Origin of the sequence: Rhizobium sp. M1 (genome assembly GCF_002531805.1) — a bacterium.
Classification (GTDB): Bacteria; Pseudomonadota; Alphaproteobacteria; order Rhizobiales; family Rhizobiaceae; genus Rhizobium; species Rhizobium etli_C.
On the sequence record NZ_NWSW01000024.1, the window covers coordinates 17,259 to 42,924 of the forward strand.

At 60.5% G+C, this 25,666-nt stretch carries 26 protein-coding genes; 5 read left to right on the plus strand and 21 right to left on the minus strand.

Annotated elements, in window-relative coordinates:
• Positions 1-59 precede the first annotated feature (59 nt).
• From CO655_RS22765 to CO655_RS22805, 9 genes are all read right to left on the minus strand, one after another.
• Complete coding sequence (locus tag CO655_RS22765) at positions 60-1,598, minus strand: hypothetical protein (protein WP_245423884.1); 1,539 nt, start codon at positions 1,596-1,598, stop codon at positions 60-62.
• A gap of 80 nt (positions 1,599-1,678) precedes the next feature.
• Positions 1,679-2,428, minus strand: a complete 750-nt coding sequence (locus CO655_RS22770) for an SDR family oxidoreductase (RefSeq protein WP_097666799.1) — start codon at positions 2,426-2,428, stop codon at positions 1,679-1,681.
• The gene (locus CO655_RS22775) at positions 2,425-3,747 is read right to left on the minus strand and encodes an FAD-binding oxidoreductase (RefSeq protein WP_097666801.1); all 1,323 of its coding nucleotides are present in this window, start codon (positions 3,745-3,747) and stop codon (positions 2,425-2,427) included. The genes CO655_RS22770 and CO655_RS22775 overlap by 4 nt, the downstream gene beginning before the upstream one ends.
• Before the next feature lie 6 nt (positions 3,748-3,753).
• On the minus strand, positions 3,754-4,185 hold the full coding sequence (locus tag CO655_RS22780; RefSeq protein ID WP_097666897.1) for a GtrA family protein: 432 nt from the start codon (positions 4,183-4,185) through the stop codon (positions 3,754-3,756).
• Between the two features lie 10 nt (positions 4,186-4,195).
• Positions 4,196-5,734, minus strand: a complete 1,539-nt coding sequence (locus CO655_RS22785) for a UbiA family prenyltransferase (RefSeq protein WP_097666803.1) — start codon at positions 5,732-5,734, stop codon at positions 4,196-4,198.
• Positions 5,735-5,943: 209 nt separating this feature from the next.
• Complete coding sequence (locus tag CO655_RS22790; RefSeq protein ID WP_097666805.1) at positions 5,944-6,777, minus strand: 3-methyl-2-oxobutanoate hydroxymethyltransferase; 834 nt, start codon at positions 6,775-6,777, stop codon at positions 5,944-5,946.
• Positions 6,774-8,009 (minus strand): FAD-dependent oxidoreductase, encoded by a 1,236-nt coding sequence (locus CO655_RS22795; RefSeq protein WP_245423886.1) that lies wholly within the window; start codon positions 8,007-8,009, stop codon positions 6,774-6,776. Before CO655_RS22795 ends, CO655_RS22790 begins: the two co-directional genes overlap by 4 nt.
• Entirely contained in the window at positions 8,009-8,329 is a 321-nt protein-coding gene (locus tag CO655_RS22800) for a MocE family 2Fe-2S type ferredoxin (RefSeq protein WP_097607327.1), read from the minus strand. The genes CO655_RS22795 and CO655_RS22800 overlap by 1 nt, the downstream gene beginning before the upstream one ends.
• An 11-nt stretch (positions 8,330-8,340) precedes the next feature.
• Positions 8,341-9,441, minus strand: coding sequence for a fatty acid desaturase family protein (locus CO655_RS22805; RefSeq protein WP_097666904.1), 1,101 nt, complete (start codon positions 9,439-9,441; stop codon positions 8,341-8,343).
• Positions 9,442-9,560: 119 nt separating this feature from the next.
• Here CO655_RS22805 and CO655_RS22810 point away from each other — a divergent pair, with 119 nt between their 5' ends.
• Both CO655_RS22810 and CO655_RS22815 read left to right on the plus strand, forming a co-directional pair.
• Positions 9,561-10,592 carry a LacI family DNA-binding transcriptional regulator gene (locus tag CO655_RS22810; protein ID WP_010029923.1) on the plus strand — a complete coding sequence of 344 codons (1,032 nt, stop codon included), beginning with the start codon at positions 9,561-9,563 and terminating at the stop codon, positions 10,590-10,592.
• Positions 10,593-10,705: 113 nt separating this feature from the next.
• On the plus strand, positions 10,706-11,386 hold the full coding sequence (locus CO655_RS22815) for an FCD domain-containing protein (protein WP_097666807.1): 681 nt from the start codon (positions 10,706-10,708) through the stop codon (positions 11,384-11,386).
• A 59-nt stretch (positions 11,387-11,445) separates the two neighbouring features.
• On the opposite strand, the gene CO655_RS22820 is transcribed toward CO655_RS22815, so the two are convergent.
• The 3 genes from CO655_RS22820 to CO655_RS22830 are packed head-to-tail and all read right to left on the minus strand — an operon-like array spanning position 11,446 to position 14,400.
• Entirely contained in the window at positions 11,446-12,948 is a 1,503-nt protein-coding gene (locus tag CO655_RS22820; RefSeq protein ID WP_097666809.1) for a tripartite tricarboxylate transporter permease, read from the minus strand.
• Positions 12,945-13,409: a tripartite tricarboxylate transporter TctB family protein gene (locus CO655_RS22825; RefSeq protein ID WP_097607331.1), complete on the minus strand. Its 465-nt coding sequence runs from the start codon at positions 13,407-13,409 to the stop codon at positions 12,945-12,947. Before CO655_RS22825 ends, CO655_RS22820 begins: the two co-directional genes overlap by 4 nt.
• A 4-nt stretch (positions 13,410-13,413) precedes the next feature.
• Positions 13,414-14,400: a tripartite tricarboxylate transporter substrate binding protein gene (locus CO655_RS22830; protein WP_097607332.1), complete on the minus strand. Its 987-nt coding sequence runs from the start codon at positions 14,398-14,400 to the stop codon at positions 13,414-13,416.
• Positions 14,401-14,594: 194 nt separating this feature from the next.
• Here CO655_RS22830 and aroQ point away from each other — a divergent pair, with 194 nt between their 5' ends.
• The 3 genes from aroQ to CO655_RS22845 are packed head-to-tail and all read left to right on the plus strand — an operon-like array spanning position 14,595 to position 18,028.
• Positions 14,595-15,047, plus strand: coding sequence for a type II 3-dehydroquinate dehydratase (gene aroQ / locus CO655_RS22835; RefSeq protein WP_245423888.1), 453 nt, complete (start codon positions 14,595-14,597; stop codon positions 15,045-15,047).
• A complete protein-coding gene (locus CO655_RS22840) occupies positions 15,044-16,078 on the plus strand; it encodes a Gfo/Idh/MocA family oxidoreductase (RefSeq protein ID WP_097607334.1) in 1,035 nt (344 codons plus the stop codon). The genes aroQ and CO655_RS22840 overlap by 4 nt, the downstream gene beginning before the upstream one ends.
• Before the next feature lie 36 nt (positions 16,079-16,114).
• Complete coding sequence (locus CO655_RS22845; protein WP_097607335.1) at positions 16,115-18,028, plus strand: sugar phosphate isomerase/epimerase and 4-hydroxyphenylpyruvate domain-containing protein; 1,914 nt, start codon at positions 16,115-16,117, stop codon at positions 18,026-18,028.
• Between the two features lie 90 nt (positions 18,029-18,118).
• Here the strand turns inward: CO655_RS22845 and CO655_RS22850 are convergent, their stop codons facing one another.
• The 9 genes from CO655_RS22850 to CO655_RS22890 all read right to left on the minus strand — a co-directional run bounded on the left by CO655_RS22850 (position 18,119) and on the right by CO655_RS22890 (position 25,636).
• Positions 18,119-18,463: a type II toxin-antitoxin system RelE/ParE family toxin gene (locus CO655_RS22850; protein ID WP_097607336.1), complete on the minus strand. Its 345-nt coding sequence runs from the start codon at positions 18,461-18,463 to the stop codon at positions 18,119-18,121.
• Entirely contained in the window at positions 18,460-18,699 is a 240-nt protein-coding gene (locus CO655_RS22855; protein WP_097581545.1) for a type II toxin-antitoxin system ParD family antitoxin, read from the minus strand. Before CO655_RS22855 ends, CO655_RS22850 begins: the two co-directional genes overlap by 4 nt.
• 101 nt (positions 18,700-18,800) lie before the next feature.
• Positions 18,801-19,772 (minus strand): sugar kinase, encoded by a 972-nt coding sequence (locus CO655_RS22860; protein WP_097666813.1) that lies wholly within the window; start codon positions 19,770-19,772, stop codon positions 18,801-18,803.
• Positions 19,773-19,788: 16 nt separating this feature from the next.
• Positions 19,789-20,604 carry a carbohydrate ABC transporter permease gene (locus CO655_RS22865; protein WP_097607338.1) on the minus strand — a complete coding sequence of 272 codons (816 nt, stop codon included), beginning with the start codon at positions 20,602-20,604 and terminating at the stop codon, positions 19,789-19,791.
• Entirely contained in the window at positions 20,604-21,545 is a 942-nt protein-coding gene (locus CO655_RS22870; RefSeq protein WP_097607481.1) for a sugar ABC transporter permease, read from the minus strand. Before CO655_RS22870 ends, CO655_RS22865 begins: the two co-directional genes overlap by 1 nt.
• Positions 21,542-22,870 (minus strand): sugar ABC transporter substrate-binding protein, encoded by a 1,329-nt coding sequence (locus tag CO655_RS22875; protein ID WP_097607339.1) that lies wholly within the window; start codon positions 22,868-22,870, stop codon positions 21,542-21,544. The genes CO655_RS22870 and CO655_RS22875 overlap by 4 nt, the downstream gene beginning before the upstream one ends.
• Positions 22,871-22,925: 55 nt before the next feature.
• Positions 22,926-23,603 carry a GntR family transcriptional regulator gene (locus CO655_RS22880; protein ID WP_010032809.1) on the minus strand — a complete coding sequence of 226 codons (678 nt, stop codon included), beginning with the start codon at positions 23,601-23,603 and terminating at the stop codon, positions 22,926-22,928.
• A 7-nt stretch (positions 23,604-23,610) separates the two neighbouring features.
• Positions 23,611-24,495: a dihydrodipicolinate synthase family protein gene (locus CO655_RS22885; protein ID WP_097607482.1), complete on the minus strand. Its 885-nt coding sequence runs from the start codon at positions 24,493-24,495 to the stop codon at positions 23,611-23,613.
• A gap of 103 nt (positions 24,496-24,598) precedes the next feature.
• Positions 24,599-25,636, minus strand: a complete 1,038-nt coding sequence (locus CO655_RS22890; protein ID WP_097666815.1) for a class I SAM-dependent methyltransferase — start codon at positions 25,634-25,636, stop codon at positions 24,599-24,601.
• Between the last annotated feature and the right edge of the window lie 30 nt (positions 25,637-25,666).

Below are 25,666 nucleotides of genomic sequence, written 5' to 3' on the forward strand. Positions count from 1 at the left end.
ACGGCCGGTCGCGCTGTACCTTTCTCCCGTATCGACGTCGTTGCTTGCGTCACCGTGCCTCACTTTGCGCCTTTGCCTGGGCGCCACTGATAAATCGTCCATTCGGATGTCTTCCGCACCACATCGAAATTCGCCGAAAGGAACGGGCCATACAGCTCCTGCAACGGCAGGCTGTTAATGCCTGTTTTGGGCACCATGACGATCTTGACGTCGGCAAAGAGCACCTCCGGCGGGATATAGGATCTTTCATTGATGTTGCGGTTCCAGTGAAGCCAGGCGGTGTCGCCGGCGGGCGGGCGAATGCCGAATCCAGCCGAAAACGGGTTTGCGAAATCGAGGACGAAAACCCGTTCGGCTGGAACCGGCAGAGACTGGAGAAGCGCGCCACCGCTGACAATGCCATCGAGGTAGCGCCTTATGAAATCGGGCTCCCCGCCAGGTGGATCGACTTCCCGGACATCGTCAAATCGCGGCAGCCCGAGAGACTTCCCCGCCTTCTCGGTCGCGAGAGCCGTATGCAGGGCGACGGCCGCGCTGTGCTGCACGATCGGAGGCAACAGGAACAAGATAACGATCAGCGGCAGGGCGCCGGCAGCACGAGCCAAGCGTCCTGCTCGTCCGCCTTCATTGTCCGGTTGAAGCCGGGCCGTCTTCTGCGCCAGCACGGTGGCCCCGCAATAGAGCGTGATGATGCCCCAGCTGTGGGCGTTCTGATTGATGAGCGCCACGCCGGCGCCGATGCAAAAGCTACAGAAGACAAGATCTTTCAAGCTGCGGCTTTGCCAGACGGCGAGCGAAGCGACGGCCGCGAACACAGTGAGATCGGACATATTTTCGCGCAGATTTTTCAGAATGCTGCCGACATCATGACCGCCGCTGACGCGCGCCGCCGCCCGCAGATCCTCAATGTGCTGGGCAGTTCCGCGCCAGAAGAACTCGATGGCGACCATCGCCAGTCCTGTCAGCAGCAGAGCCATCACGCCCCAGCGGCGTTGTTGCCGATCCGAGAGAATGATCAGGATCAGACCGGTTCCGGCAAGGCCGTAGGTCACCTTGGTATAGAACGAGACAAGCAGAAGAAAGGCGGCCGCGAGAGCATCGGCAATATTATTGCGCCTGTTTGGCGACTGCGGCGCCAGATACATAACCAACAACAGGCCGAGAGCGACCCAACCGATGCGGTTATAGAACATCGCGAAGGAAGGATACCAGATCGAACTGCCGAGATTGATCGGAGCCGCGAGAATGAGAACAAGGAATATGCCGAGTGCGGCAGCCAATGAAGGTGCGAGGCGCGACACAAGAATGCGGATCATCGCGGGGATGAAAGCGACGAGGACGATCGCCATCCCAAGTGGTATGGCAGCTCCGAAATTTCCTGACAGAAGATATCCCGTAGCCGGAATGTAAAATACGAGTGGCCCGAGCGCCGTGTGGAAATCGCGGTTCGGCACCTGACCAAAGGCGATGCGATGCGCACCGTCGATAAAGATCAGCACGTCATTGATGAAAGCGGCATTGATGGTCCTGCCCGGCAGTGCCAGCATGGCCGCACAGGCCAAGGCGACGACGATGATTGCGAGTTCCGCCGACAGCAATCGCCGTATCCAGACCGCAGGTCGCCTGTGGGCACTACCTCTCGCTCCGATGGCGTAGGCGGCCTGATTTGTGGGTTCCGTCACAGCCGCAACCTCTTGAAGATGGACTCTGGGATTGACCGGATTACCGTCATCAGCGGACGCCAGACCGCTCTGACGTAGACGACGTCACTGCGGCTCCCGCCCTCGGCGGCCGCGAAAATCTTTTGCGCCACCTCCTGCGGTTCGGCCGTGAGAAGCGGCGGAAGCTTCATCCCATCGGTCATCCGCGTGCGAACGAAGCCGGGCTTCACGGTCAGCACGCGCACGCCGGATCGGGACAGCCTGTTCCTCAGGCCGGACAAGAAGGCGGTCAGGCCAGCTTTGGCGGCGCCATAGACATAGTTCGACGCTCGTCCGCGATCGCCGGCGACAGAGCTTGTCCCCACGATCGTGCCCGATCCGCGCGCCGCGAAACGCTCGGCCAGAAGACCAAGAAGCAAAGCCGGACCCTCGAAGTTGGTCCGCATGACCATGGCCGCATATTCGAGCTCTTGTTCAGCCCGCGACTGCTCACCCAGTTCGCCGACGACGCAGACCACCGTGTCGGGTAAGGGCGATACGGCGCCGAGGAAGGCCTCGAAGCGCGTAGTCTGCAGGATATCGAGCTCATGAACGGTGACCGCTGCTCCAGTCCGTGCGGCGATGTCGTCGGCTTCACGTTGAACGGCCGCGCGCGTCCGTCCTGCCAAATGAATGGCCCAGCCTGCCTCGGCATAGACAATTGCCGTCGCCCGACCAATATCCGAGGTCGCGCCGATCATGAGCAGTGTCTTGCCGGTCCCCTTCATATGCCGAGCCTTTTTGCCAAGCGGGAATTGAAGCGACGATCGGCCCCGGTTGCTCTTCGCAGCTCTTTGAACGCGTCCAGTCTGGGGTAGCCGGATTCGAAGGTAAGGCGCGACTGGCGCGCATCCTTGGCGAGATAGAGGCGCCCCCCTGCCTTGACAACCAGCTTGTCGATTTCGTCGAGCAGCCGCAACACCTCTTGTGTGGCCGGCAGGTCGAGCGCGAGCGTATAGCCCGGCGCAGCAAAGGAGAGCAGACCTGCACTGCCTCGCAGCCTTTTGAGAACGGCAAGAAATGAACCTTTGCCCGAGTGCGCAAAACGGTCGAGGATGCTCGTGAGGACCTGGAGTGCATCGGCGTCCGGCACCACGCATTGATGCTGGAGAAAGCCTCCTTTGCCGTACAATCTGTTCCATTGAAGGATGCGGTCGAGGGGGAAGAAGTAATTATCCCAATGGACCAACAAGGGCTTGGCCGACTTGCGAATACCGGACCGGAAATAGAGCTCATTGAAGGCGGCAACGCTCGCCCTGTTCAGGAGCCAACCGGGCATATCGAGCGGCAGGGAAAGGGCCGCGCTGGTTGGCGAAGGAAAGCGATCGGCCTTCGGGGTCTCACCGACCTGCTCCTGTGTTGCGTGCTCGCCCGCAAAAATCAGCGACCGTCCGAGAGAAGCGCCTTTCGACAGGCAATCGATCCAAGCCACCGAATAGGTCGCGTCCTCCGATTGCCGCAGCGCCCTCAATGCTTCGCCGAGATTCTCGGCTACGGTCGTCTTCTGGGTGATCCAACCGGTCTCTATCGGCCTCAAGCGAAAGCTTGCTTCGGCAATGATGCCTGTCAGGCCCATCCCGCCGATAGTCGCTGAAAAAAGCTCCGTATTCTGCGAGCGGCTACAGGTGAGGATCTCGCCGCTGGCGGTCACCAACTTCAGTTCGTCGACGTGATCGCCGAATCCACCGTGGCAATGATGGTTCTTGCCGTGAACGTCTGATGCGACCATCCCGCCGATTGTGACGAACTTCGTGCCCGGAACCACCGGCGGAAAATAGCCGCGGGGCACCAGCGAGCGCAGGACGTCGGAAAGCATGACGCCCCCCTCTACGGTGAGGACCCGACCGGTAGCATCGAACCTTTTCATCCGGTTCAATCCACCACACATCAAGGTGGAATGCTCGCCGATCGCAGCGTCACCATAGGAGCGGCCATTGCCGCGAGCGATCAAACCTGGGTGCGATGCTGCAATCCCGCTCAGGGCCTCCGGAAACCGGCAGTTCAACACCTCGCTCTCATGACGCGGATAACGTCCCCAGCCCTCCATCGTCCGTCACGCCTCCCTTGGCTTGAAGACGAACTTTCGGTCGAGAGCGTATTTCGAGACATAGCCGATCGCCAGGCCGATCGCTCCGCCGGTGTATTTGGCAAGTTCCGTCTTCCAGAGTGTCCAGAAGGCAATTTCGAACCCCCAGAATATGAGCGTCGTCAGCACGCTGAACAAGCCGTACAGCGCGACCTTCGACATCTCGTCGCCATGCGAGGAGTAACGGTCGAAGAAGATCCAATTTTTGTCGAGAACATATTTCAGGGCGAAGCCGGCGGCGGTGCCCGCGAGGATCGATGGCATCAGGCCCGACCACGGCGCTATTTGGAGAACGATCGCCTGAACCAGGAAATTGGCGGCGGTGGAGAGCATCGCGAAGGCGACATAGCGGAGCGCGACGCCGGTTGGAGTGCTTCGCTGCTGGAACTGCGAGCCCATCATGACCACCTCACATCGCGGCAACGACGAACAGGCTGGCAGCCCCCAGCGTGGCGAGACTGACCTTGTCCCTGATAGCGAAGACCACCGGATCATCATGCATCTGCCCCCGATGGGCGAGCATGAGGATGCGCGCGATCCAGCAGGCGAGGACCGGCCCCGCGAGCCACAGCATTCCCGGCCGGGCATAGATGTCCTGTGCGTTGTCGCTCGCGGCGTAGAGGGCAAACAGCGTCAGTGCATTCATCCCCGCCCCCGCTGCCAAGGCACCCACCATGCCGATGTCGGCCTTCCTGTAGTCCCGGCCCTTGGAGTCCGGCAGGCGCGCGGCGCGACGTCCGATCAACTCGGTGTATCGTTTGACCAAAGCGAGCGAGAGGAACCAACTCATCATGAAGGCAAGGAGCCAAGGCGATGGCCAAACAGAGAGGGCTGCGGCCCCTCCGATCACCCGCGTGGTATAAAGCGATGCAAGGGCCACGACATCCAGGATCATCTTGCGCTTGAAGAAAAACGAATAGGCGGTGGTCAATGCAAAATATCCCGCCAACACAAGAACGAACCCTGGCGTCACCATGACGGCAACCATGAGCGATAGGAGAAGCAGGATTGGGATGACGGCAATGGCGTCCGAAAGCGGGATGTCACCGCAAGCAAGAGGCCTGCGGCATTTCGTGCGATGGCCGCGGTCGTCCTGGAGATCCACCAGATCATTGAGGATATAGACGCCGGAAGCACAGAGTGAGAATGCAAGGAAAGCCAGACCGGCGCTGACCATGCTGTCGACATCGAAGAGCTGATTTATCACAAGCGGGACAAAGACCAGCCCGTTCTTGACATACTGATGCACACGCAACAGCCGCGCCCAAGTGCGCCAGGTCGCCTTTTCACACGGCAGATGTTGGACGTTGGCGCACTGCCGGCTGAGTTTTTGCGCGACCGCGGGCGATGTCCGTATGGCATAGGATTTGGCGGCATGGCGCCAGACAGGAAGATCGTCCACATCGTTGCCAATATAGTCGAACCCGCTTTTTCCGAAAGCGGCGACGAGTTGTTCCGCTTTGACATCGGCAGCGCAGTTCGTTGTTTCGCTGGTTGCAAACCAACCGTCGAAAAGGCCGAGATGTTCGGCAACTGCGGAAACGAGACGCTCATGGCTCGCTGACGCGAGATAGATAGGTCGTCCCTCCTCCTTTGCGGCCCGGATCACCTTCAAGACCTCCTCGTCATACGGAAGGAGAGCCGGATCGAAATCCACTGGTTGCGAAAGACGGTGCTTCAGACAGGCTTTTCCGCCGAACAGGGCCTTGACGAGATCCACAGCAGAGTGAGGGCGTCGAGCGAGTTCGGAGAAAGCGGTTTCGATCAGCAGATCGGATCGTACGAGGGTGCCGTCCAGATCGACCACCAATGGGCAAGGCTGCAGTAACGTTTCGAGGTTTCCGGGACAGACCGCCGACGGCGGCGCATGTGGCTCGAGGCGTTCATCCTCCTGGAGTCCCGGCAGAAACTCTCTTTGCAGGAGGAACTCACGTTGCAGTTCGCTCAAAGGAATTCCCCTCTGCTTCAAACCCAGGAGTTCGTCGAACGCCGGCCGAGGCGGTTAGTTCCATTGCCGCAGAAATGCTCCCTCAGGTTGCGCTTATCCTGCCCATCCCGAAATATTTCCCGGAAAACTCGTGGTCTGCAAGGGAGGATGATTGCCTGCGTTCATCCGTGCTTTTGATGACGCACCTTTCGATCTCGCCCATGTTCTATTCAATCTGCCTCTTTACGGTTGGCGCGAAGATGGTGGTTCTCAAGAGCGTTGATGAGTTCGGCTAAGATCGTCCCGTCTACGCCAACGACATGCCTGTCTTCGGGGTAGGCGCCACTCGCTATGTCGGCGGAAAATTCGCGGAATGCGTTGACACGTTCATTCTGCAGACGGTCGAATTCGGCGGCGAAGTTGCGATAGGTTTTCGAGTGCCGGGGGTAATGACCTCTGTTGGCCCCCAACACATCGGTGGCGAAAAGATATTGGCCGTCGCAGCCGGCACCGGCGCCCATCGACATGACGATGAGCGATGTTCTTTTCGTGATTTCCGCGGCAACGGCTGCGGGGACCACTTCGAGCTCCACCATGACGGCACCTGCCTCCTCCAAGTGGCGTACGTCATCATAGACGCGCACTGCCGTCTCCAAGCTCTTTCCCACGGCCTTGAAGCCGCCTGTCCAGGTCGCTTTTGCCGGGATCAATCCGGCGTGGCCGCAGACAGGAATTCCTTCTTCGGCCAGCCGTCGAATGATACGCGTGCTGGCAGCACAGTAGACGGCGTCGGCCCCAGCACGACGCGCGGCGAAGGCTGCGTGAAGATATTCCTTGGGCGTAGCGAAGATGCCGTAGCTCAGGCTCGTCACGCAGAAGATCGTTGGGGCTGCGTCCTTGAAGCCCGGCTGATCGAGCAGAGGCGGCGGCACGGAGATCATGTCGATGCCGGCCTGCTCCGCAGCGGCCGCTTCTTCCAGGCTTTCGACGCGAAGCATCGACAGCTGGCGCTTGCCTTTCAGGGTGCGCAGGTCGGCAACCGTTAGCCGTTTTCGGTTGTTCATGACATGGCGACCTTGGGGGCGAGGAGCGTTTTCAGTTTGATGTCTGCATCGGCGAGGCAGACAGGGTCAGGCGAAACTCGGTTTCGGATCATCGCTTCGGCAATCTTTATGTCCCTGGCGATGCTTGTGCCGCGCGCGATTCCGCCGGCGAAGACCATGGTTCCGTCCGGCGCGAGTTGGAAGACGATCACGGCGCCGTCGTTCATTGTTCTGACAATGGAGGTGCCGTCGTTGCGGGTGAGCCCAACCACCTGCAGTCCGAGTTCATACTGATCGGACCAAAACCAAGGGACGTTGACGAAGGGCTCGCGACTTCCCAGCATGGCAATAGCGGCATGCTCCCCCTGTTCCCGTGCACTCCGCCAGCTTTCGATGCGAATGCGCCGGTCGCCGAATAGTGCTGCTGGAAAGCTGCAGCAGTCACCGGCCGCAAAGATATTGGCGTCACCTGTCTGCAAATTGAGGTCGACTTGAATGCCGTCGTGGCATGCCAGCCCGCAAGCATGGGCAAGTTCAGTGTTTGGAATCGCCCCGATCCCGATCACTACGAGGTCAGCCTTCACTTTGCTGCCGGCAAGCTCGATCGTGGCGGCCTCGTCGCCGGCATGTATGCCCAGGATGACGGAGCCGGTCTCGATGACGACGCCTGCCTCGGAATGGCGGGCGGCAAGCACCTCACCGATACAGGATGGCACGCCGCGCATAAGGATTCGCGGCTGCGCCTCGATCACGATGACATCGGCATCTTGTTGCCGTGCCACGGCAGCAAGCTCCAGGCCGATAAAGCCGGCCCCGACCATTGCCACCCTGATGCCGGGCCTTATGCGACCATGGAAACGATCCGCATCATCCAGCGTCCGAACCGTCATGATCCGGTCATGCGGGGCCACGCCTGTCAGGGATCGCGGGCTCGCCCCTGTGGCCAGCAACAGCTTTTCATAGGGCACGCGCCTGCCGTCCTGAAGAGCGACTTCCCTGCTTGACCGGTCGATAGCGGCCGCAGTGGTCGACGACAGATGATCGATCCGAAGAGCGGCGAGTTCGGCCTCGGTGATGATCGTGGTCGCTGCGCGACCCGGCGAACCCTTCGAGAGCGGCGGACGCTCATAGGGCATATGACGTTCGCCGTTGATCAAGGTCACGGTTCCCTCATAGCCTTTCTCCCGCAAGGCCACAGCCGCCCGGCAACCGGCTTCGCCCGCGCCGACGATGACCATGCCGCGCGCCGGCATCAGGAAATCGCCATCTGCAGGCGGTCGCCGTCCAACCGAACGGCATAGATCGCCAAGTTTTCGCAGACAGGACCGCTCAGCGCCTTGCCGGTGCGATAATTGAACCGGCCATTGTGCTTGGGACATTCGATGATGTCGCCCATGACAAGTCCGTCAGCGAGCGCGATGCGCTCATGGGTGCACAGGCCATCGGTCGCGAAGAATTTTCCGTCGGGGCTGTGGTAGACGGCATAGGTCCTGCCGCCGTGGTCGAAGCGAATGACGTCTTCCTCATCGATGTCGTCAATACCGCAGACGTCGATCCAGATCTGGTCGCTCATGATCCTGGCTCCTAGCTCACCAGCGCCGCGCTGGGCATGACAACGAGATCATGAAGTTCACCGCGATAGGGCTTCGCCGTCGGCGGTAAGCGTCGTGCGATATAGTAGCCTGGATCCCGTACCTGCTTCAAAACCGCCGGCACGATCTCGCTATAGGCGGCGAGCAGGCTGGGATAGGGTGTTGCCGTATCGTGCTTGATGGCCTCATGCAGCTTGGGAAGCGTGTAGTAAGGCACCATCGGGAACATGTGATGCTCCACGTGATAGTTCATGTTCCAGTAAATGAAGCGGAACAGCGGATTCATCATCACCGTCCTCGAATTCAGGCGATGATCAAGCACGTCTTCGGCCAGTCCCGCATGCTGGGTGAGATCGAAGAGGCGCGCCAGCCAGGCGCCGTACATCGTCGGCAGCGCCCCGACCAGCAGAACCGGAATCCAGCTGCCGAAATAGATCGACAACAATACCGACGCCGCATGAATGGCCAGCCAGATGCGGGCGGTACGAAAGACCTTGGCCCGCGCCGTCTCCGGCAGGAACGCACGCTCATCCGCCGTCAGCCGACCGAAGCTGTGCTGGATCATCGAAATCGTCGCCTTGTAGACTCCGGGAACCGCGAAGAAGCTCAAGATAATCGACGGGATATTGGGCGGCCGCTTGACCGCGATCTCGGGATCGCGTCCGACAATCAGGGTGTCCGTGTGATGGCGGGCATGGCTCCAGCGCGTGACTTCGGGTTCGCGCATAATGAGGAAACTCGCCACCTGATAGACAACGTCGTTCATCCAGATCGTCTTGAAGGCCGTGCCGTGGCCGCATTCGTGCCAGCGGGAGTCCGAAGCCGATCCATAGAGCACGCCGTAGATGATGAAGAACGGCAGCGCCGCCCAGTTGCCGAAAAAATAGATGCCGCCGAGGGCGCAGGCGACCATCAGCCCCCACCATATCGCGGTATCCCTCAGCGCCGGGCCATCCTGGCGCTTCATCATCGCCTTCATGTCCTTGCGGTCGAGCGCAGTGTGATACCACTCGGCGGCGGCTAATCCCGCCTGTTCCGCAGCTTTTGAATCCGCACCGACCAGGCTGTAGTCGCGCTTTTGGGTGCCTGTCATCTGGATACCTCCGATCGATGGAGGAAAGGATACCCTTGCGATCTTCTTGATCAAGGCGCTATGATGCTTTCCATCATTCCTGGCAATTTTTGATGAAAATTCATCAAGAGAGGCAGACGATGGCAAAACGTGTTACCGCAGCCGACGTCGCACGAAGAGCGGGCGTCAGCACGGCGACTGTCGACCGCGTCCTGAACGGACGCACGGCAGTCAGCGACAAGCGCGCCGAACTCGTTTACCAGGCGGCGCGCGAGCTGAATTACCACGGCGTGCCCGCCTTGAGATCGAGACTGCCCGTCAGGCGCAAGGTCGTGCGAATAGGCCTGGCGCTCCGGCGCCGGCACAACTCCTTCTATGTCGCGGTCGAAGCCGCCATCCGGTCCGCCTCCACGAAATTCGAGGAGGCGGACATCGATCTCACGGTGGTCTACCAGTCCAACAATTCGCCGCGGGAGGCCGCGTCCATCATCCGAAAGCTTGCCGAGACATGCCACGCGATCGCCATCATGGCGCCCGACCATCGGGTGGTGTCAGAGGCCGTGATCGAAGTGCGAAGCCGAAACGTCTTCGTCTTCTCTTTCCTATCGGATTTCGCCGTCGACGCCCGGCAGGCCTATCTCGGTCTCGACAACAGGAAGGCGGGCCGGTCGGCGGCCTGGGCTGCGGCGCATACCGCGCCCAGACCCGGCGCACTCAGCATCGTCGTCGGAAACTACAGCTATCTGGCCCAGGAGATGAGGGAGGCCGGCTTTCGTGCCTATATTCGGGACCATGAAACCGACTTTTCGGTGATGGACACAGTGGCCGCAGCAGAGTCGGAAGACGATGTGCGCATGGCCGTGGGCCGCCTTCTCGATGGGCATCCCGACATCGTCGGCATCTATGTGGCATCGGGTGGCTTCGAGGGCGCGCTGGAGGCGCTGCGCCGGCGCGACAAGATCGGGGCGGTAAGCCTGATCTGCAACGAGCTGACGCCGAGCTCCCGACAGGCCCTCATCGACCGGAGCGTGGCAATGGTCATCGCCACGCCGATCGATCAACTTGCCGAGCAGCTGGTTTATGAAGCCGCCCACGCCGCAACCGGCAAAGCAGACGATGTATCGAAGCCCGGACCTATTCCCTTTTCGCTCTACATCGCGGAGAATATCTAGGTGCTGTTCCGGAGACCGTTAATCCTCGTGTAAGCCACGTGAACTCGAGCAGACCACGTCTGCCTTCGCTTCTCCTCTTGTCAGCCAACCAACGTCGCCGTAACGAATCTCTTATGGACAAATCCATCGACTCACTCACTGGCGCCTCGACCTACCTCAACATACGGGGAGACATCATTTTTGGCGGTCTGCCGCCTGGATCGAAGCTGACGCTTGCGCCGCTTCGGGAGCGCTATGGCGCCAGCGTGCCCACGCTCCGCGAAGTCCTGAACAGACTGACATCCGAAGGTTTCGTGGTGTCCGAAGATCTGAAAGGTTTCCAAGTCGCACCGGTATCCATCAAGGGATTGAAGGAAATAGCCTCGCTGCGTGAGCTGTTGGAGTCCAGCGGCCTGCAGGACTCGCTGAAAGCAGGCGATGTGGAATGGGAGTCGGACGTACTGGCCGCTCATCATCGACTGTCATCGATCGAGGGCGCCATGATCCGTGGCGAAAAGGTGAATGTCAGGACATGGAAGCAGTGCGATCGGCAGTTTCATGCGGCACTGATCGCGGCCTGCGGCTCCGACTTTCTCGTTCGCACCTATAACAGCGTCTTCGACCATTACCTGCGATATCAGATGCTTGCGCTCGGCTTTCGCGGCGAGTCGGCGGCACTGGAACACCGCCAACTTCTCGAGGCGGCGCTTGCCCGGGATGTGAACAAGGCACTCGAGGTTCTCCACGTGCATATCGCCGAAGGTGTGAAGCAGGCAATCGCCACCGGGCCCCTGAGCAAAAGCCTTGCTCGGTAACGACGAGGCATCGCGCGGGGTGCGCGATGCCTTGGCGAAACCGACACGGGCGAATGGCTCTACGACTCCACGAACTCTTCCTTGTTCTGCTGGAATGCCGGCAGGAAGATCAGAAGTACCAGGGCCAGGATCATCAGAATAAGGACGATCGAAATCGGCCGGGTGACGAAGATCGAAGGGTCGCCCTTCGAGATGACGAACGCGCGGCGCAGATTCTCCTCCGCCATCGGGCCCAGGACGAAACCCAGCAGAAGTGGGATCGGCTGAAAGCCGAGCATGATGAGCACGACGCCGAAGACGGTGAACCCGGCCATGATGAACAGCATGATCGGCGTCACATTGAGCGTGTAGGCCCCGATACAGCAGAAGACGACAATCGCCGGAAAAAGCACCCTGTAGGGTACCTTCAAAAGCCGAACCCAGATGCCGATCAATGGCAGATTGATGACGACGAGCAGCAAATTGCCGATAATCATGCTGGCGATGAGGCCCCAGAACAGGTCGGGGCGGGAAGAAATCACCTGCGGCCCCGGTTGGATGCCCTGAATCAGCATGGCTCCGAGCATCAAGGCAATCACCGGATTGGTCGGTATGCCCAGCGTCAGCAGCGGAATGAAGGATGTCTGCGCCGCCGCATTGTTCGCGGCTTCAGGACCGGCGACGCCTTCTATGGCGCCGCGGCCGAACCGGGACGGATCCTTGGCGATCCGCTTCTCCACCATGTAGCTGGCGAAGGGGCTGAGCGTGGCACCGCCGCCGGGCAGGATGCCGAGCAGGGATCCGATCGCCGTCCCGCGAATGACGGGAAGCACGGCCTCCTTCAAGTCCGACAGGCTCGGCAGAAGATTGGTGATCTTCTGCGTCATCACCTGGCGGGACATGGGCATCGACAGGTTGAAGATGATCTCGGTCAGCCCGAAAAGCGCCATTCCGACCGGAACGATATCGAGTCCCGACGATATCTCGCCGATTCCGAACGTATAGCGCAGGGACCCCGTCTCGACATCCGTGCCGACCAGCCCCAAGAGCACACCAAGAAGCGCCATCGCAAAGGCATTGAGCACGGAGCCGTGGCAGAAAACGACGGAGGCGACGAGGCCAAGCAGCATCAGCAGGAAATATTCGGGCGCGCTGAAGTTCAATGCGAGAGACGCCAGCGGCGGCGCGAAGAGAACGATCAGAAACGTCGCGACGCAGCCGGCAAAGAGGGATGAAAGAGCCGCCGTCGCGAGTGCCACGCCGGCCCTGCCCTGCCGTGCCATCTGGTGACCGTCGATGCAGGTGACGGCCGAGGTCACTTCCCCGGGCAGATTGCACAGGATCGCCGTGGTCGAACTGCCGTATTGCGCACCGTAATAGATGCTCGCCAACATGATGAGCGATGTCAGCGGGTCCATCATCAGCGTGAACGACAGCAACATCGAGATCGTGGCGAGCGGCCCGATGCCGGGCAGGACGCCGATCAGCGTGCCGAGGATCGAACCGATGAAAGCAAAAAAGATATTGGTTGGCGTCGCGGCGTGGAGGAAGCCGGCGAAAAAGCTTGCGAGGCTGTCGATCATGGCGTCCACCTCGGCCAAAGCGGAAGTGCCTGGCCAAGCAGGACCACGAAGACGACGGCGCAGAATGCACTAAGCAGCAACGCGATCACCATATCGGAGCGCGAAAAGCCGCCGCCCATCGCGAACCGACAGAAGACCGAGACGATCACGACTGTCGCGACGACGCCCATGGGGCCGATGAGAAGCCCGAAGAGCACGGGCGCTATCGCAACAAAGAGCAATGGCCGCAGCTTTGCGATCGGCGCTTCTTCCTCCATTGCGGCCCGGGCGGACATGGCGATTTTTGTCATGCCAATGAAAGCAAGGAGCACGCTGATCGACATCGGAATGAAGCCCGGCCCCATTTGACCGGGCGATCCGACGCGGAGGCGCCATCCGAAAAAGATGAAAAAAGCAGCGAGGGCCATGAGAAGGACGCCGCCGAGGAATTCCTTGTTCAACGTTATCTTCGTCATGGCCATACGCTCACTCGACCTTGATGTGAGCGGTTTCAGTGACCTTGCCGATCAAAGGACTCGATGCTGCGATTTCCTCCGAAAAGGCCTTCGGCGTGCTTGCCACCGGGCTCATGCCGGCGGCTTCGAGGCGCTTCCGGACCTCTTGGTTATCCACTGCGACCTTGATGACCTCATAGAGCTTGTTCACGATGTCATCGGGCGTATCCTTCGGTGCCAGAACGCCGAACCAGTTCTTGATGGCCGCCAAATCGTCATAGCCGAGCTCAGCCGCCGTCGGCGCATCCGGAAAGGCCGGATAACGTTCACGGCCAGTCGCCATGATGACCGTGAGTGCCCCGCTCTTGACGTGCTCGACGATCGACGAGGCGCTATCGGCGAAGAACTGCACCTGATTGGTCAGAAGATCTGGAAGCAGGGCGGACGTACCCTGGTAATGCACAGGCGTCACCGGTACGCCGAGATGGGCTCGGAACATCTCGAGCACGACGTGCATGTTGCCGCCCGCGCCTGACGTCGCATAATTGAGCTGGCCGGGATTGGCTTTCGCGTAAGCAATCAGATCGGCGACCGACTTGATCCCCGTCTTGCTGCTCACGGTCACGAAGAGCGGTCCTTCGGCCACCATGGTTATCGGCTTGAGTTGCGTCAGCGGATCAGCCGGCATGGTCTGGTAGGTATGCGGGTTGTAGATGATCGGCCCGGCGGAGGTGAAGAGCAGCGTGTGGCCGTCCGGCGTGGCATTGGCGACAGCAGCCGTTCCGACATTGCCCGCCGCGCCTGTACGGTTTTCGACGAGCACCTGCTGACCCAGCTTTTCGGCCATGATCGGTGCAACAAGTCTTGCCAGAAGGTCGGTCAGGCCGCCCGGTGCGAAGCCGACGATCATCGTGATCGGCTTGGTGGGATAGGCCTGCGCCCTTGCCAGACCGGGCAGCACAGCCGTGGCCGCCAGTCCACCGATAACGCCAAGCGTTCCTCGTCTTGTCAAATCCATCAGCGATTCCTCCCCTGGCTGATTTCATATGTGCATCTCTAGCACATGACAATAATCGACGCGAAAAGATAATTCGTCAATCATCTTATAATTTTTATTTTGATAAGATGATTTGCATTGCAATTTACGATTTGCTGCGGCACTCTCGGCCCACGTTTCGGCCACGCACCGAGGGAGCAAGTGTGAAGAATCGTGTGATCTACGTCCTCAACGGGCCAAATCTGAACCTTCTCGGAAAGCGCCAGCCCGAGATCTATGGCAATGAGACCCTGGCCGATGTTGAGGTCAGATGCCGCGAACTAGGCGCCGCGCTGCGGCTCGAATTGCAATTCCGTCAAAGCAACCGCGAATACGAACTCATCGATTGGATCCATGAGGCGCGGGACGTTGCAGCGGGCATCATCATAAATCCCGCCGCGTTTACGCACACGTCCGTCGCGATACTTGATGCTCTCAATGCCTTCGAAGGCGAGATCATCGAGGTGCACATCTCGAATATCCACCGCCGAGAGTCCTTCCGGCACCACTCCTACGTATCGGCGGTCGCAGGAGGCGTCATCGCCGGATGCGGTACCGAAGGCTACCTCCTGGCGCTGCGGCGGATGGCGTCACTTCTGGCCGGAGTCAGCCCCGGAGTCAGCCAATGAATGCTCCCGTGAACCTAGCCGTTCTCGGCGCCGGACTGATCGGAAAACGCCACATCGAATTCATATGCGGTGACCAATCGGCCCGTCTTTGCGCCATCGTCGATCCATCCGAACCTGCCAGGGCCCTTGCCGACAAGCTCGGCGTGCCATGGGCGCAGAACCTCGATAGCCTGCTCAGGCAACACAGGCCGGATGGGTTGATCATCGCGACGCCCAATCAGATGCATGTCGAAAACGGCCTGCAAGCCGTTGCGGCCGGATTGCCGATGCTCATCGAGAAACCGCTCGCCGACGATGTCGTATCCGGAAGACGCCTGGTGGAGGCAGCGGCGGCGGCAGAAGTGCCCGTTCTCGTGGGCCATCATCGACGATATAACCCGATAATCCGGAAAGCGAAGGCCGTGGTGGAAGGCGGCAAGCTCGGCCGTGTGCTCACAGCACATGCGATGTTTTGGCTCTACAAGCCGGACGACTATTTCGAAGTCGACTGGCGGCGCCAGGCCGGCGCAGGGCCGGTTTTCATCAACCTCATCCACGACATCGACAATCTGCGCTACCTCCTTGGCGACGTCGTATCCGTGCAGGCCAGGGAATCGAACGCAGTACGCGGCCATGCTGTCGAGGAGACAGCGGTGATCATCCTGGAATTCGCGAGTGGCGCCCTGGCCACCTGCTCTATAAGCGATGCCGTCGTCGCACCATGGAGCTGGGAGCATACGACCGGCGAAAATCCCGTTTATCCGCGCGAAGATCAATTCTGTTACCTGATCGGTGGAACGCATGGATCGCTGAGCATGCCAGGCCTGCAGCTGTGGCGGAACACCGCCGAACGGAGCTGGTGGGAACCCTTCGAAAAGTCTGCCGAAACATTCGAACAAAAGGACCCGCTGGCAGAACAGATCCGGCACTTCTGTGATGTCATCCGCGGTAATGAAGAGCCGCTCGTCAGCGGTCGCGAAGGGCTGGAGACATTGCGCGTGGTCCTGGCAGTGAAGCAAGCGGCAGCCACTGGCGACACCGTTCGGCTTTGACGGCGGACGGGTTGCTCGGCGCATGAGGAGGCGACGATGAAGACATCGATAGCGACAGTGTCCATCAGCGGGGAGCTACCGGAGAAACTGGAGGCGATCGCGCGCGCCGGCTTTGCTGGCGTGGAGATCTTCGAAAACGATTTCCTCGCATTCGATGGCAGTCCGGCGGATGTCGGACGAATGGTGCGCGATCACGGGCTGGAAATCACCCTGTTCCAGCCGTTTCGCGATTTCGAAGGCATGCCGCCCAGCCACAGGCAACGCACCTTCGACCGTGCCGAACGCAAATTCGATGTCATGGAGGCGCTGGGCACCGATCTCGTCCTTGTCTGCTCGAACGTCTCGCCGATATCGCTCGGTGGTATCGAACGCGCGGCCGACGACTTTCGCGAACTCGGCGAGCGGGCCGCGAGGCGCGGGCTGAGAGTGGGCTACGAGGCCCTCGCCTGGGGCCGTCATATCAACGATCACCGCGACGCCTGGGAAATAGTCCGGCGCGCTGACCACCCCAATATCGGCCTCATTCTCGACAGCTTTCATACGCTTTCGCGCAAGATCGACGTCAATTCGATCCGGTCGATCCCGAAGGACAAGATCTTCATCGTCCAGCTCGCCGACGCGCCTTTGATCGACATGGACCTTCTTTACTGGTCACGACATTTTCGCAGCATGCCCGGCGAAGGCGACCTGCCGGTGACCGCTTTCACCGAGGCGATCGCCGAAACCGGCTACGATGGCTATTTCTCGCTGGAAATCTTCAACGATCAGTTCCGCGGCGGCTCCACGCGCTCGATCGCCGCCGACGGCTATCGCTCTCTGATCTATCTCGGCGACCAAGTGCGCCGCAGCCCGAATGTTTCGGCGCTCACCCTGCCCGCCATGCCCGAACGCGCGGTCGTCAAGGGCGTGGGTTTCGTGGAGTTCTCCGCTGACGAGGAGAGCGCCGCCGATCTCGGCCAAATCCTCAAGACGCTGGGTTTCCGTTTGAGCGCGCGGCACAGGACCAAAAAGGTCTCGCTCTACAGCCAGGGCGACATCAGGCTGATTATCAACAGCGAGGAGCGCGGCTTCGCCGGTGCGTCATTCGCCATGCACGGCACGACGGCCTATGCGATCGCGCTTCAAGTCGAGGACGCGCAGCGGGCGCTCGACCGGGCGATCGCGCTTGGTGCCGAGCCGTTCGAGCAACCGGTGGCGGACGGAGAGGTGCGGATTCCGTCGATCCGCGGCGTTGGCGGCGGGCTGATCTATCTAATCGACGACAAGAGCGAACTCGGCCGCTTTTCCGAGATCGACTTCATCGCGGTCGACGACGAGAGTGAGATTGCGCCGGTTCATCTCGAACGGGTCGACCACGTCGCGCAGACTGTCGCCTATGACGAGATGCTCACCTGGCTCCTGTTCTACACGTCGATTTTCGACTCACAAAAGACGCCGATGGTCGACATCATCGATCCTGGCGGGGTCGTGCGCAGCCAAGTCGTTGAGAATGATAGAGGCACGCTCAGAATCACGCTCAATGGGGCGGAAAATCGCCGCACGCTCGCGGGCCACTTCATCGCCGAGACGTTCGGCTCGGGCGTGCAGCACCTCGCCTTCCACACAGACGACATCTTCGCAGCAGCCGAGGGGTTGCAACGGAACGGCTTCCGGCCACTCGATATCTCTCCGAACTACTACGACGATGTCGAAGCCCGTTTCGGCCTCGATCCGAAGCTGACCGAGCGGCTGAAGGCACACAACATCCTCTATGACCATGATGAACACGGAGAATACTTCCAGCTCTACAGCACGACCTTTGGAGAAGGTTTCTTCTTTGAAATTGTGGAGCGCCGCGGCTATGCCGGCTACGGAGCACCCAATGCGATCTTCCGCATCGCAGCGCTGAAGAGACGGCTGCGGCCAGACGGGATGCCGAATACGCGGGCGTCGAAGCACCCTGCTTCATGAAGCTGCGGAGCGATGTCTGAAAAGAAGACATGCCGGGCCAGCTCCCCTAGATAGCTTATGGAGCCAGTCCCGTGTCAGTCTTGGGGCCTATCATATGCGGAGCTGATCCGATGCCTCTGAGCCCTGCAGCCACGCCGGAATATCCTGCTTGGCGTGCAGAACCCGCCACACGTCGACATGGTCGGCCCGCTCAAGGTAGAAGATCACATAGGGAAAACCCCTGATCGTCGTGCAGCGCAGATCGAGCAGGCCGAGTTCATATGCGTAGCGCAGTGAACCCGATGCGGGACGCTCTGCGATCAAGGTATAGGTTGATTGCAGTGCATCGATGAAGCCTATCGCTATCTGTGCTCCCGCCGTGTGAGCGTAATAATCCACGGCATTCTCGACATCCCCGCGAGCCGACTGGCGCGGGACGATAGGTTTCGCGGTCACTTGGAGCTTTGTTTCGTTGCGCGCTCGCGCAAACTATCGAAATAGCTCGTATTAACGGGTTCGGTCGCCTCGGATGACGCGCCCTCAAGCAGAAGATTGCGCAACTGCTGCCGATCCCTATCGCGACGGATCAGTTCGCGCACGTACTCGCTGCTCGTGCCATATCCTCGACCGGCGACCTGCTGGTCGACGAAGTGCTTCAGATTATCCGGTAGCGAGATATTCATTGTGCTCATGGGACCAAAGTAGCCGCCATGGCAAAATTTGGCAAGGCATGAGCCTTCGTCCGGCGGCGAGGCGCATCGCGCCGTCGGCGACGCCACTGCGTCCGGCTCAGCTATCGAACGATTTTGCTCGCCTTCTGGGAAACGCCAATGTTCCAAGCCCGAAGAGCATCGCACACCTCGGCTCGCGTGGGCGCGCCGGTGCGTCCGCCGAACACCTGGCATTTGAGCGCCGCCGCCATGGACGACAATCGCATCGTCTCTTCGATCGGCAGGCCTTCAGCGATCGCCAGCGCGAAAGCGCCATGGAAGATGTCGCCCGCCGCAAGCGTGTCGACCGCTCTGACCGTCGGAGCGGCAAGATGGCGGATGTCGCCGCTTGGTTCATCGAACCACAGCGAGCCGCTCTCGCCGGCCGTGACGCTGATGAAGGCATGTTCGAATTTCCGCTTCAGAAGGCCGACGCTTTCCACCAGATCCGCGGTCCCGGCAAGCCGCTCGGCCGCCGGCTGTGAAAAGATGATGTGGCTGGCCGCCGGCGCAAGCATCTCGATGACGCCCTCGCCGGCAACATCGCCATCGAGAATGGCCGGTATGCCGGCTTCGCCGGCCGCGATCAGCGTCCGCAGCGCCAGCTTCGGCCAGCGGACGTCGACAAGCACGGCATCGAAGGCAGAAATCTCCTGCGCGCTGACCGGCCTGACCGTATCGTGCAGCCGCTCGTCGTAGAAGGGCACGATCAAGCGCTCGCCCTGATCATCGATGAGGATCGTCGAGATGGCCGAGCGGGCGCCGTCTATCCGCAGCATGTCGCTCGTCTCGATGCCGCTCTTGCCAAGATCGGCAATGATACGTTCGCCGGCGGCATCGTCGCCGACCGCGCCCCAGAGGCTGGCGGCGCCGCCGAGCCGGACGATGGCGTAGGCGGCACTCGACGCCATGCCTTCGGCGACCTGCAGCATCTCATAAGGCAGGATCTTGCCCTGGCCGGCGGGCAAAGTTCGGACGCGAAACAGCGTGTCCAGAACCGCCGCGCCAACACACAGGATGCGGGGGGGTGGATTGAAGTCGGAGGAAATCGTCAAGGGCCGCCTCGCCCGTTCATTTGACGGCCCCGGCCGTCAGGCCTGCCACGATCTGCCGTTGCGCGAACACGGTCAAGATCAGCACGGGCAAGGTGACGATCAGCGCCGCCGCTGCAAGCGGCCCCCAACTGACCTGTTCGAAGGAGAGCATGTTGTAGACGGCGACGGGAAGTGTGCGCGTCTCGCGGCTGGCGAGCACGATGCCGAAGACGAAGTTGTTCCACGAGAAGATGACTGACAGGATGAAGGAGACGACGATGCCCGGCCTCGCGATCGGCAGAGCGACCAAGCGGAAAACCTGCCAGGGGGTGGCGCCGTCGATGCTTGCGGCCTCTTCCAGCTCCATCGGGGTGGTTTCGAAATAGCCGATCATGATCCAGACGACGATCGGCACCGTGACCACGAGGTGGATGATGATCTGCGGCATCAGTGTGCCGAGCAGGTTCAGCCATTGGAACAGCAGGAAGAGCGGAATGAGGAAGGACAGCCCCGGCGTCATGCGCGCGATCATGATGACCATCGCCGACTTCTCCGCCTTCAGGCGAGCGATGCCATATCCGGCGGGTACGCCGATCAAGAGCGCCAGAAGCGTGGCGCTGCCTGTCACCAGCAGCGAATTCCAGAGATAGAGGAAGAAGTTGTTTTCCTCGAAGACCTTCAGATAGTTCGTCCAGGCGAAACGCTCCGGAATGAAGATCGGCGGATAGGCGCCATTGTCGATTTCATATTTCAGCGACAGCGAGATCATCCAGAGGAAAAACAGGATGACCGGCGAGATCATCACCAGAGCGACGAACAGCAGTCCGATGCGGTCGAGCGTCTTGCGCTTCATCAGCGTCCCTCCCCGTTCGACCAGTTCGCCCGCTGCCGGACCATCAGAAGCACGAAGGACAGCAGCACGATCAGGATGAAGAAGATGACCGCCATAGCCGAGCCATAACCGATATCGTAATAGGCGAAGGCAGTGTTATAGAGATAGATGTTGATCGTTTCCGAGGCCGTGCCGGGGCCGCCCTGGGTCATGGCGTAGATGATGTCGAAGCTTTTTACGGCATCGATGCTGCGGATGATCACGGCGATCATCAGGAACGGCGCAATCATCGGCAGCGTCAGATAACGGAATTTCTGCCAGACATTCGCTCCGTCGATTTCCGCACTTTCATAAGGCTCGCGCGGAACCGCCGCCAGGCCGCCGAGCACGATCAGCATGACGAGCGGCGTCCATTGCCAGGTCTCGACCAGAACCAGCGAGGGGATGACGCTCCTCTGGTTATAGATCCACTCCTGCGGTCCAATGCCGACAAAGGACAGGAGGTAATTGAGAACCCCGAGCTGCGGATGGAACATCATCGTCCACACCAGCGCGATGGCGACAGGCGTCGCCATCATCGGCATCACGAATATGCCGCGCAACAGACCGCGGAACGGAAATTGGGCATCGAAGATCAGCGCGGCGAGCGTCCCGAGAAACAGGGGCGCTGCCACAGAGAGCGTCGTATAGAGCACCGTGTGCCAGAGCGACTCCCAGAAACGCATGTCGACCGCCAGGCGGGCGTAATTGTCCAGTCCCGCAAAGACTTGCGATTGACCGAGCGTCCAGCTGTTCACGCTCATCCACAGGGTAAACACCCATGGAAAGACGATGACGGCGGCTATGACGATCAGCGCCGGGATGACGAAGGGCCAGTAGTTGGGAGCAAACCGATCCGGTTTGCTCCTTCCTTTGGACGCGGTCTTGGTCGCTGTGGCCGTTTCGATGCTCGCCGCCATTATCCCTCGCTTTTCGCCAGCACGGGTTCGAACTGGGCCGTCGCCGCCTTCAGCTCGGTTGCCGGATCGGCGCCGCCGATCATGTTGGTCAGACCGACGCCATAGATGTCGCGGAACTCGGTGACCGGAATGATGACCGGCAGCGCGAGCTGCGAAATCTTGCCGGAGCCGGCGACCGCATCCAGCCATGCGGCCGGCATCTTGACGCCTTCGCGGACCTTCGCATCCTCGAGGACGGACTGGCGGAAAGGAACGCCGGCGCCGGCCTGCAGCAGGCGCGCGCCCATGTCGTGCGAAATCGCCCATTGGCAGAAGAGGTAGGCTGCTTCTTTTTTCTGGCTTGCCGCGACGACGCCAAGACCGTCGCCGAAGGTTCCCGCTGCCTGCGCCTTCGGGCCTTTCGGCATGATGCCGTACCCGACCTGGCCGACGACACGCGACTTTTCCGGATTCTCGATCGGCGGCGCAAAGCCGACGCCGTCCAGCCACATGCCGATCTTGCCTTGCAGGAAGGCCGACTGCGCCTCGGCCCAGTTGAAGCCGGAGACGCCGGGAGGGGCGGTCTTGGTCATCAGCTTCTGGTACAGCGTGGCGGCATCGACCGCTTCCTGCGATGTCGTGCGCAGCTTGCCGTCCGGTCCGAGCGGGCTCGAACCGTAGCCGAGCAGCAACGTCGTCCAGACCGGCGTGTTGGCGTTCTTCAGACCGCGGGCGACGAAGCCGTAAGTATTGGTCGAGGGATCGGTGAGCGCTTCGGCGGCACTTGCCAGCTCTTCGAAGTTGGTGGGGTAAGCAAGCCCTTTCTTTTCGAACAGCGCCTTGTTCCAGTAGATGATCCAGTAATCGACCGAGAAAGGCAGGGAACGCAGGACGCCATCCGCATCCTTGGCGAAGGCCAGGCCTGCTTCGGCAAAATCGCTTTCAGTGAGCGACGGATCGGTCAGAGCCGGGTCCTTGAGGAAACCGCTGATATCGGCAAGCCAGCCGCCCTTCTCGAACTGCCGCTTCTGAACGTGGTAGCTCATGTGCACGACGTCGAAGCTCGGCTTGCCGGAGCTGAGCTCGATGGTCGTCTTCTGGCGCTGCTGCTGTTCGGGCGTTGCTTCGGCATTGACCTTGATGCCGGTGAGTTCCTCGAACTCGGGCAGGTACTTGGTCAGGATCTCGCTGCGCGGGCTCTTGACCAGGTTGACTTCGAGCGTGGTGCCGGCGAAGCGCTTCCAGTCGACGGCAGCGGCGGCCGGCCGCATGCCGAGCACGCTGCTGGCCCCGAGAGCGGCCGTCCCCGCCAGAAAACCGCGCCGCGTCGGATTGATGAATGATGGCATGTTGATCCTCCTCCTTTTGCCGGCGATCTCCTCATCCCCGGCTGTTCATTCCCGATTATATCCTGAGCGCACGATCCCTTGCATGATTGATGTGTGCGACAAGGCTGTTGACGGCGTCCTCCGCCGATCGTCGTTCGATTGCCTCGAGCACTTTCAGATGCTCGCCCATGACGGGTCCGACGTGACCCTCGATGCGAAAGCGATCCTGGCTGATCAGCCGCATCTTGATCGAGTTCACGCGGTAGGCGTTCGAAATGATGGTATTTCCAAGAGCGTCGATAAAGGCATCGTGCATGCCCCAATCGACTGCCTGGGCGCGCAGCTCCAATTCGTGCGAGCCATCCCCGTTTCGGATGGCGTCGGCAATATCCCGATGCTGCTTCAAGAGCCCGGCGATCGTCTCGTCCGACGCCGACCGGGTGAAGAGTGCCACGGCCTCCTTCTCCAGGAACACACGCAGCTGGAACGCTTCGCGAATGAGGTTCAGATCGATGTGAGCGATCTGCAAGCCCCGCTGCGGCACCGTCTTGATCAGCCCTTCGGCTTCAAGCCTGGGAATGAGCTCGCGGATGGCGCCGAGTGTCAGTCCCGTCAATTCCACGAGACGGCGCTGCGAAACGAACTGGCCGGGACGCACGTCACGCGCGAGCAGGTGGCGCGTGAAACTCGCATAGGCCTTTTCCCGCAGCGTCGGCTGCTCGTCCGTTCCGTCCATCGCCTCCTCCAGCACCATGTCCGACCTATGCGGCTTTCGACCGGAAAAGACCGTCGAAGGCGCGGAAGAGCTCGGTCCGCCCCTCCCCGGATATTGAAACGAGCGGCGGACGAACCGCAAGCCAGATTTCATCCGATGTCTGATGTGCCACCATGGCTTTCACGGCTGGGACGACCGGATATTTGAGCAGTTCGTCCACGAATGCCTCGATGCGGGGATCGTCCTTGCCGTCTTCGGCCATCAGCTTGACGTCGTGGGGTACGAAATTTGCCATGCCCGAGATCGCGCCCTGGCCGCCAAGTCGTACGCCCCTGGCAAGATGGCGTTCATCGCCGATCAGGATGATGAGGTCACCATGGGCCTTGAGCAGGCTTTCCGTGAACGGCCAGTCGCCGGACGAATCCTTGACGCCTGTGACGATGTTCGGAAAGGCGCTCCGCAAGCGGCCGATCAGCGACACCGTCAGCGGAACCATGGTGATCGAGGGAATATTGTAGACGATGATGTCCCGCGCCCGATCGCCCAGCATGGCGAAGACGGCCGAAAACCACTGGAAGACGCCGTCGTCACCGACATTTTTGAAATAGGACGGCGGAGCCAGAAGGATATTCCTCGCTCCCAGGGAAAGGGCATGGCCCGCCTGTATCGCCGCATCCTCCACCGAGTCGACCAGGACGCCGGCGATGATGTTCTCTGCCGCGATCCCTGCATCGAGAAAGGCCGCCAGCACGCGTTCGCGTTCCCGGCTTCCGATGGATGAGCCCTCGCCCGTCGTCCCGAACAACGTCACGCTGCCGCAGCCAGCAGCAAGGCACCGCCGCCCCTGCGCAATCATCGCATCGAGGGCGATATCGCTATTGCCGTCAAACGGCGTGGCAAGGGCGACAGAAAGCCCGAATTTTGATGGCAAAATCATTCCTCCCCCATCTGGTGGATCAGATCTAGCAGACTGACATGTTAGCTGTAAAGACCCAGTGCCGGAAGTTCCCTTCATGCGTCGATGAACGCGCGGCCTAGGACTTTCTTTCAATTTCACAGTAGACAATGCTGCGGTTCGAGCCGGACCAAACAGACATCTTCGCATCTGTCCCAGTCACGCTTTCACCGGCGATCAAGCCCATTTCGCGTTCTGAGCGCAACAGCAGCGCCCAGTTCATGAATGTCTCCATATAACCATCGACATCCGTTTCCGGAGAGAAGTTGGCGAAGAGAAATGTGCCGCCGGGCTTAAGCATGCCGACGCACTTCCTGGTCAGCCTGACGGCCACCGCGTCCGGCAAATAGTCGTAGAGACCTGCGGCATAGACGAAATCGAACATTCCCAGCGCATGCCTTCCACCGAGCACGGATTTGACCGACCCGTTCACCGCCTCGACCGACGTGCCGGCGAAATCGCGGGCTACGGTTCCGACGCTCATCGGGTCCTGATCCAAAGCGACCCAGCGTTTGATCGCGCCGGCGCCGAGTGCGCGCGACAAAGGCCCTTCACGAAGATGCCCCGAAGCGATGGCCAGAACTTCGGTGGAACCAGGCCGAGCCGAAGCGATTTCGTCGACGCGGCGCGCCAGAATGTCTCGACGCTCCCTTACCGCGACGGATGACGAAGCATTTCGAGTATAGGCGTAGATCGAACGTCCCAAGTCGCTCGATGATGCGACTGCGTCCTCGATCTCGGGCCTGCCGTAGATGAAGTCGAGAAGACGTGCGTCGCCGGAATAGCCGCGCGGCTTTTCGAACGACCAGCGGGTTAATGGATCTTGATGCAGATAGTGAGCAACCGGATGAGATTGCGCGGTCGGAACGATGACGTCCCACACGTCGGGATGAAAGCGACGCCGCAACTGATGCAGGGCCTCGGTGAGCCGCTCGATTATCGCACCTGGCTCGACACCGGATTTGAACTGACGGAGCGACACGTCAAGGCTGACGGCAAGCTCGGCTTTGGCAACTATAAGGTCGCCCGGCTTCGGCGCGGCAAACCTCCTTGCTGCCTGGCGAATTTCACCGGGCGCAACAAGACTTTCACCATCCAAGACAAGACTTCGTGCCATTTCGAGACTCCCTTGACCTAGCGTTAAGCA

What these genes read in the sequence shown, in the direction of transcription:
- CO655_RS22790 (WP_097666805.1), bottom strand. Translation starts at nt 6,777, where the DNA reads ATGAACAACCGAAAACGGCTAACGGTTGCCGACCTGCGCACCCTGAAA.
- CO655_RS22830 (WP_097607332.1), bottom strand. Translation starts at nt 14,400, where the DNA reads ATGGATTTGACAAGACGAGGAACGCTTGGCGTTATCGGTGGACTGGCG.
- CO655_RS22865 (WP_097607338.1), bottom strand. Translation starts at nt 20,604, where the DNA reads ATGAAGCGCAAGACGCTCGACCGCATCGGACTGCTGTTCGTCGCTCTG.
- CO655_RS22815 (WP_097666807.1), top strand. Translation starts at nt 10,706, where the DNA reads ATGGACAAATCCATCGACTCACTCACTGGCGCCTCGACCTACCTCAAC.
- CO655_RS22775 (WP_097666801.1), bottom strand. Translation starts at nt 3,747, where the DNA reads ATGGAGGGCTGGGGACGTTATCCGCGTCATGAGAGCGAGGTGTTGAAC.
- CO655_RS22875 (WP_097607339.1), bottom strand. Translation starts at nt 22,870, where the DNA reads ATGCCATCATTCATCAATCCGACGCGGCGCGGTTTTCTGGCGGGGACG.
- CO655_RS22845 (WP_097607335.1), top strand. Translation starts at nt 16,115, where the DNA reads ATGAAGACATCGATAGCGACAGTGTCCATCAGCGGGGAGCTACCGGAG.
- CO655_RS22780 (WP_097666897.1), bottom strand. Translation starts at nt 4,185, where the DNA reads ATGGGCTCGCAGTTCCAGCAGCGAAGCACTCCAACCGGCGTCGCGCTC.
- CO655_RS22825 (WP_097607331.1), bottom strand. Translation starts at nt 13,409, where the DNA reads ATGGCCATGACGAAGATAACGTTGAACAAGGAATTCCTCGGCGGCGTC.
- CO655_RS22810 (WP_010029923.1), top strand. Translation starts at nt 9,561, where the DNA reads ATGGCAAAACGTGTTACCGCAGCCGACGTCGCACGAAGAGCGGGCGTC.
- CO655_RS22840 (WP_097607334.1), top strand. Translation starts at nt 15,044, where the DNA reads ATGAATGCTCCCGTGAACCTAGCCGTTCTCGGCGCCGGACTGATCGGA.
- CO655_RS22880 (WP_010032809.1), bottom strand. Translation starts at nt 23,603, where the DNA reads ATGGTGCTGGAGGAGGCGATGGACGGAACGGACGAGCAGCCGACGCTG.
- CO655_RS22805 (WP_097666904.1), bottom strand. Translation starts at nt 9,441, where the DNA reads ATGACAGGCACCCAAAAGCGCGACTACAGCCTGGTCGGTGCGGATTCA.
- CO655_RS22820 (WP_097666809.1), bottom strand. Translation starts at nt 12,948, where the DNA reads ATGATCGACAGCCTCGCAAGCTTTTTCGCCGGCTTCCTCCACGCCGCG.
- CO655_RS22770 (WP_097666799.1), bottom strand. Translation starts at nt 2,428, where the DNA reads ATGAAGGGGACCGGCAAGACACTGCTCATGATCGGCGCGACCTCGGAT.
- CO655_RS22855 (WP_097581545.1), bottom strand. Translation starts at nt 18,699, where the DNA reads ATGAGCACAATGAATATCTCGCTACCGGATAATCTGAAGCACTTCGTC.
- CO655_RS22800 (WP_097607327.1), bottom strand. Translation starts at nt 8,329, where the DNA reads ATGAGCGACCAGATCTGGATCGACGTCTGCGGTATTGACGACATCGAT.
- CO655_RS22890 (WP_097666815.1), bottom strand. Translation starts at nt 25,636, where the DNA reads ATGGCACGAAGTCTTGTCTTGGATGGTGAAAGTCTTGTTGCGCCCGGT.
- CO655_RS22795 (WP_245423886.1), bottom strand. Translation starts at nt 8,009, where the DNA reads ATGCCGGCGCGCGGCATGGTCATCGTCGGCGCGGGCGAAGCCGGTTGC.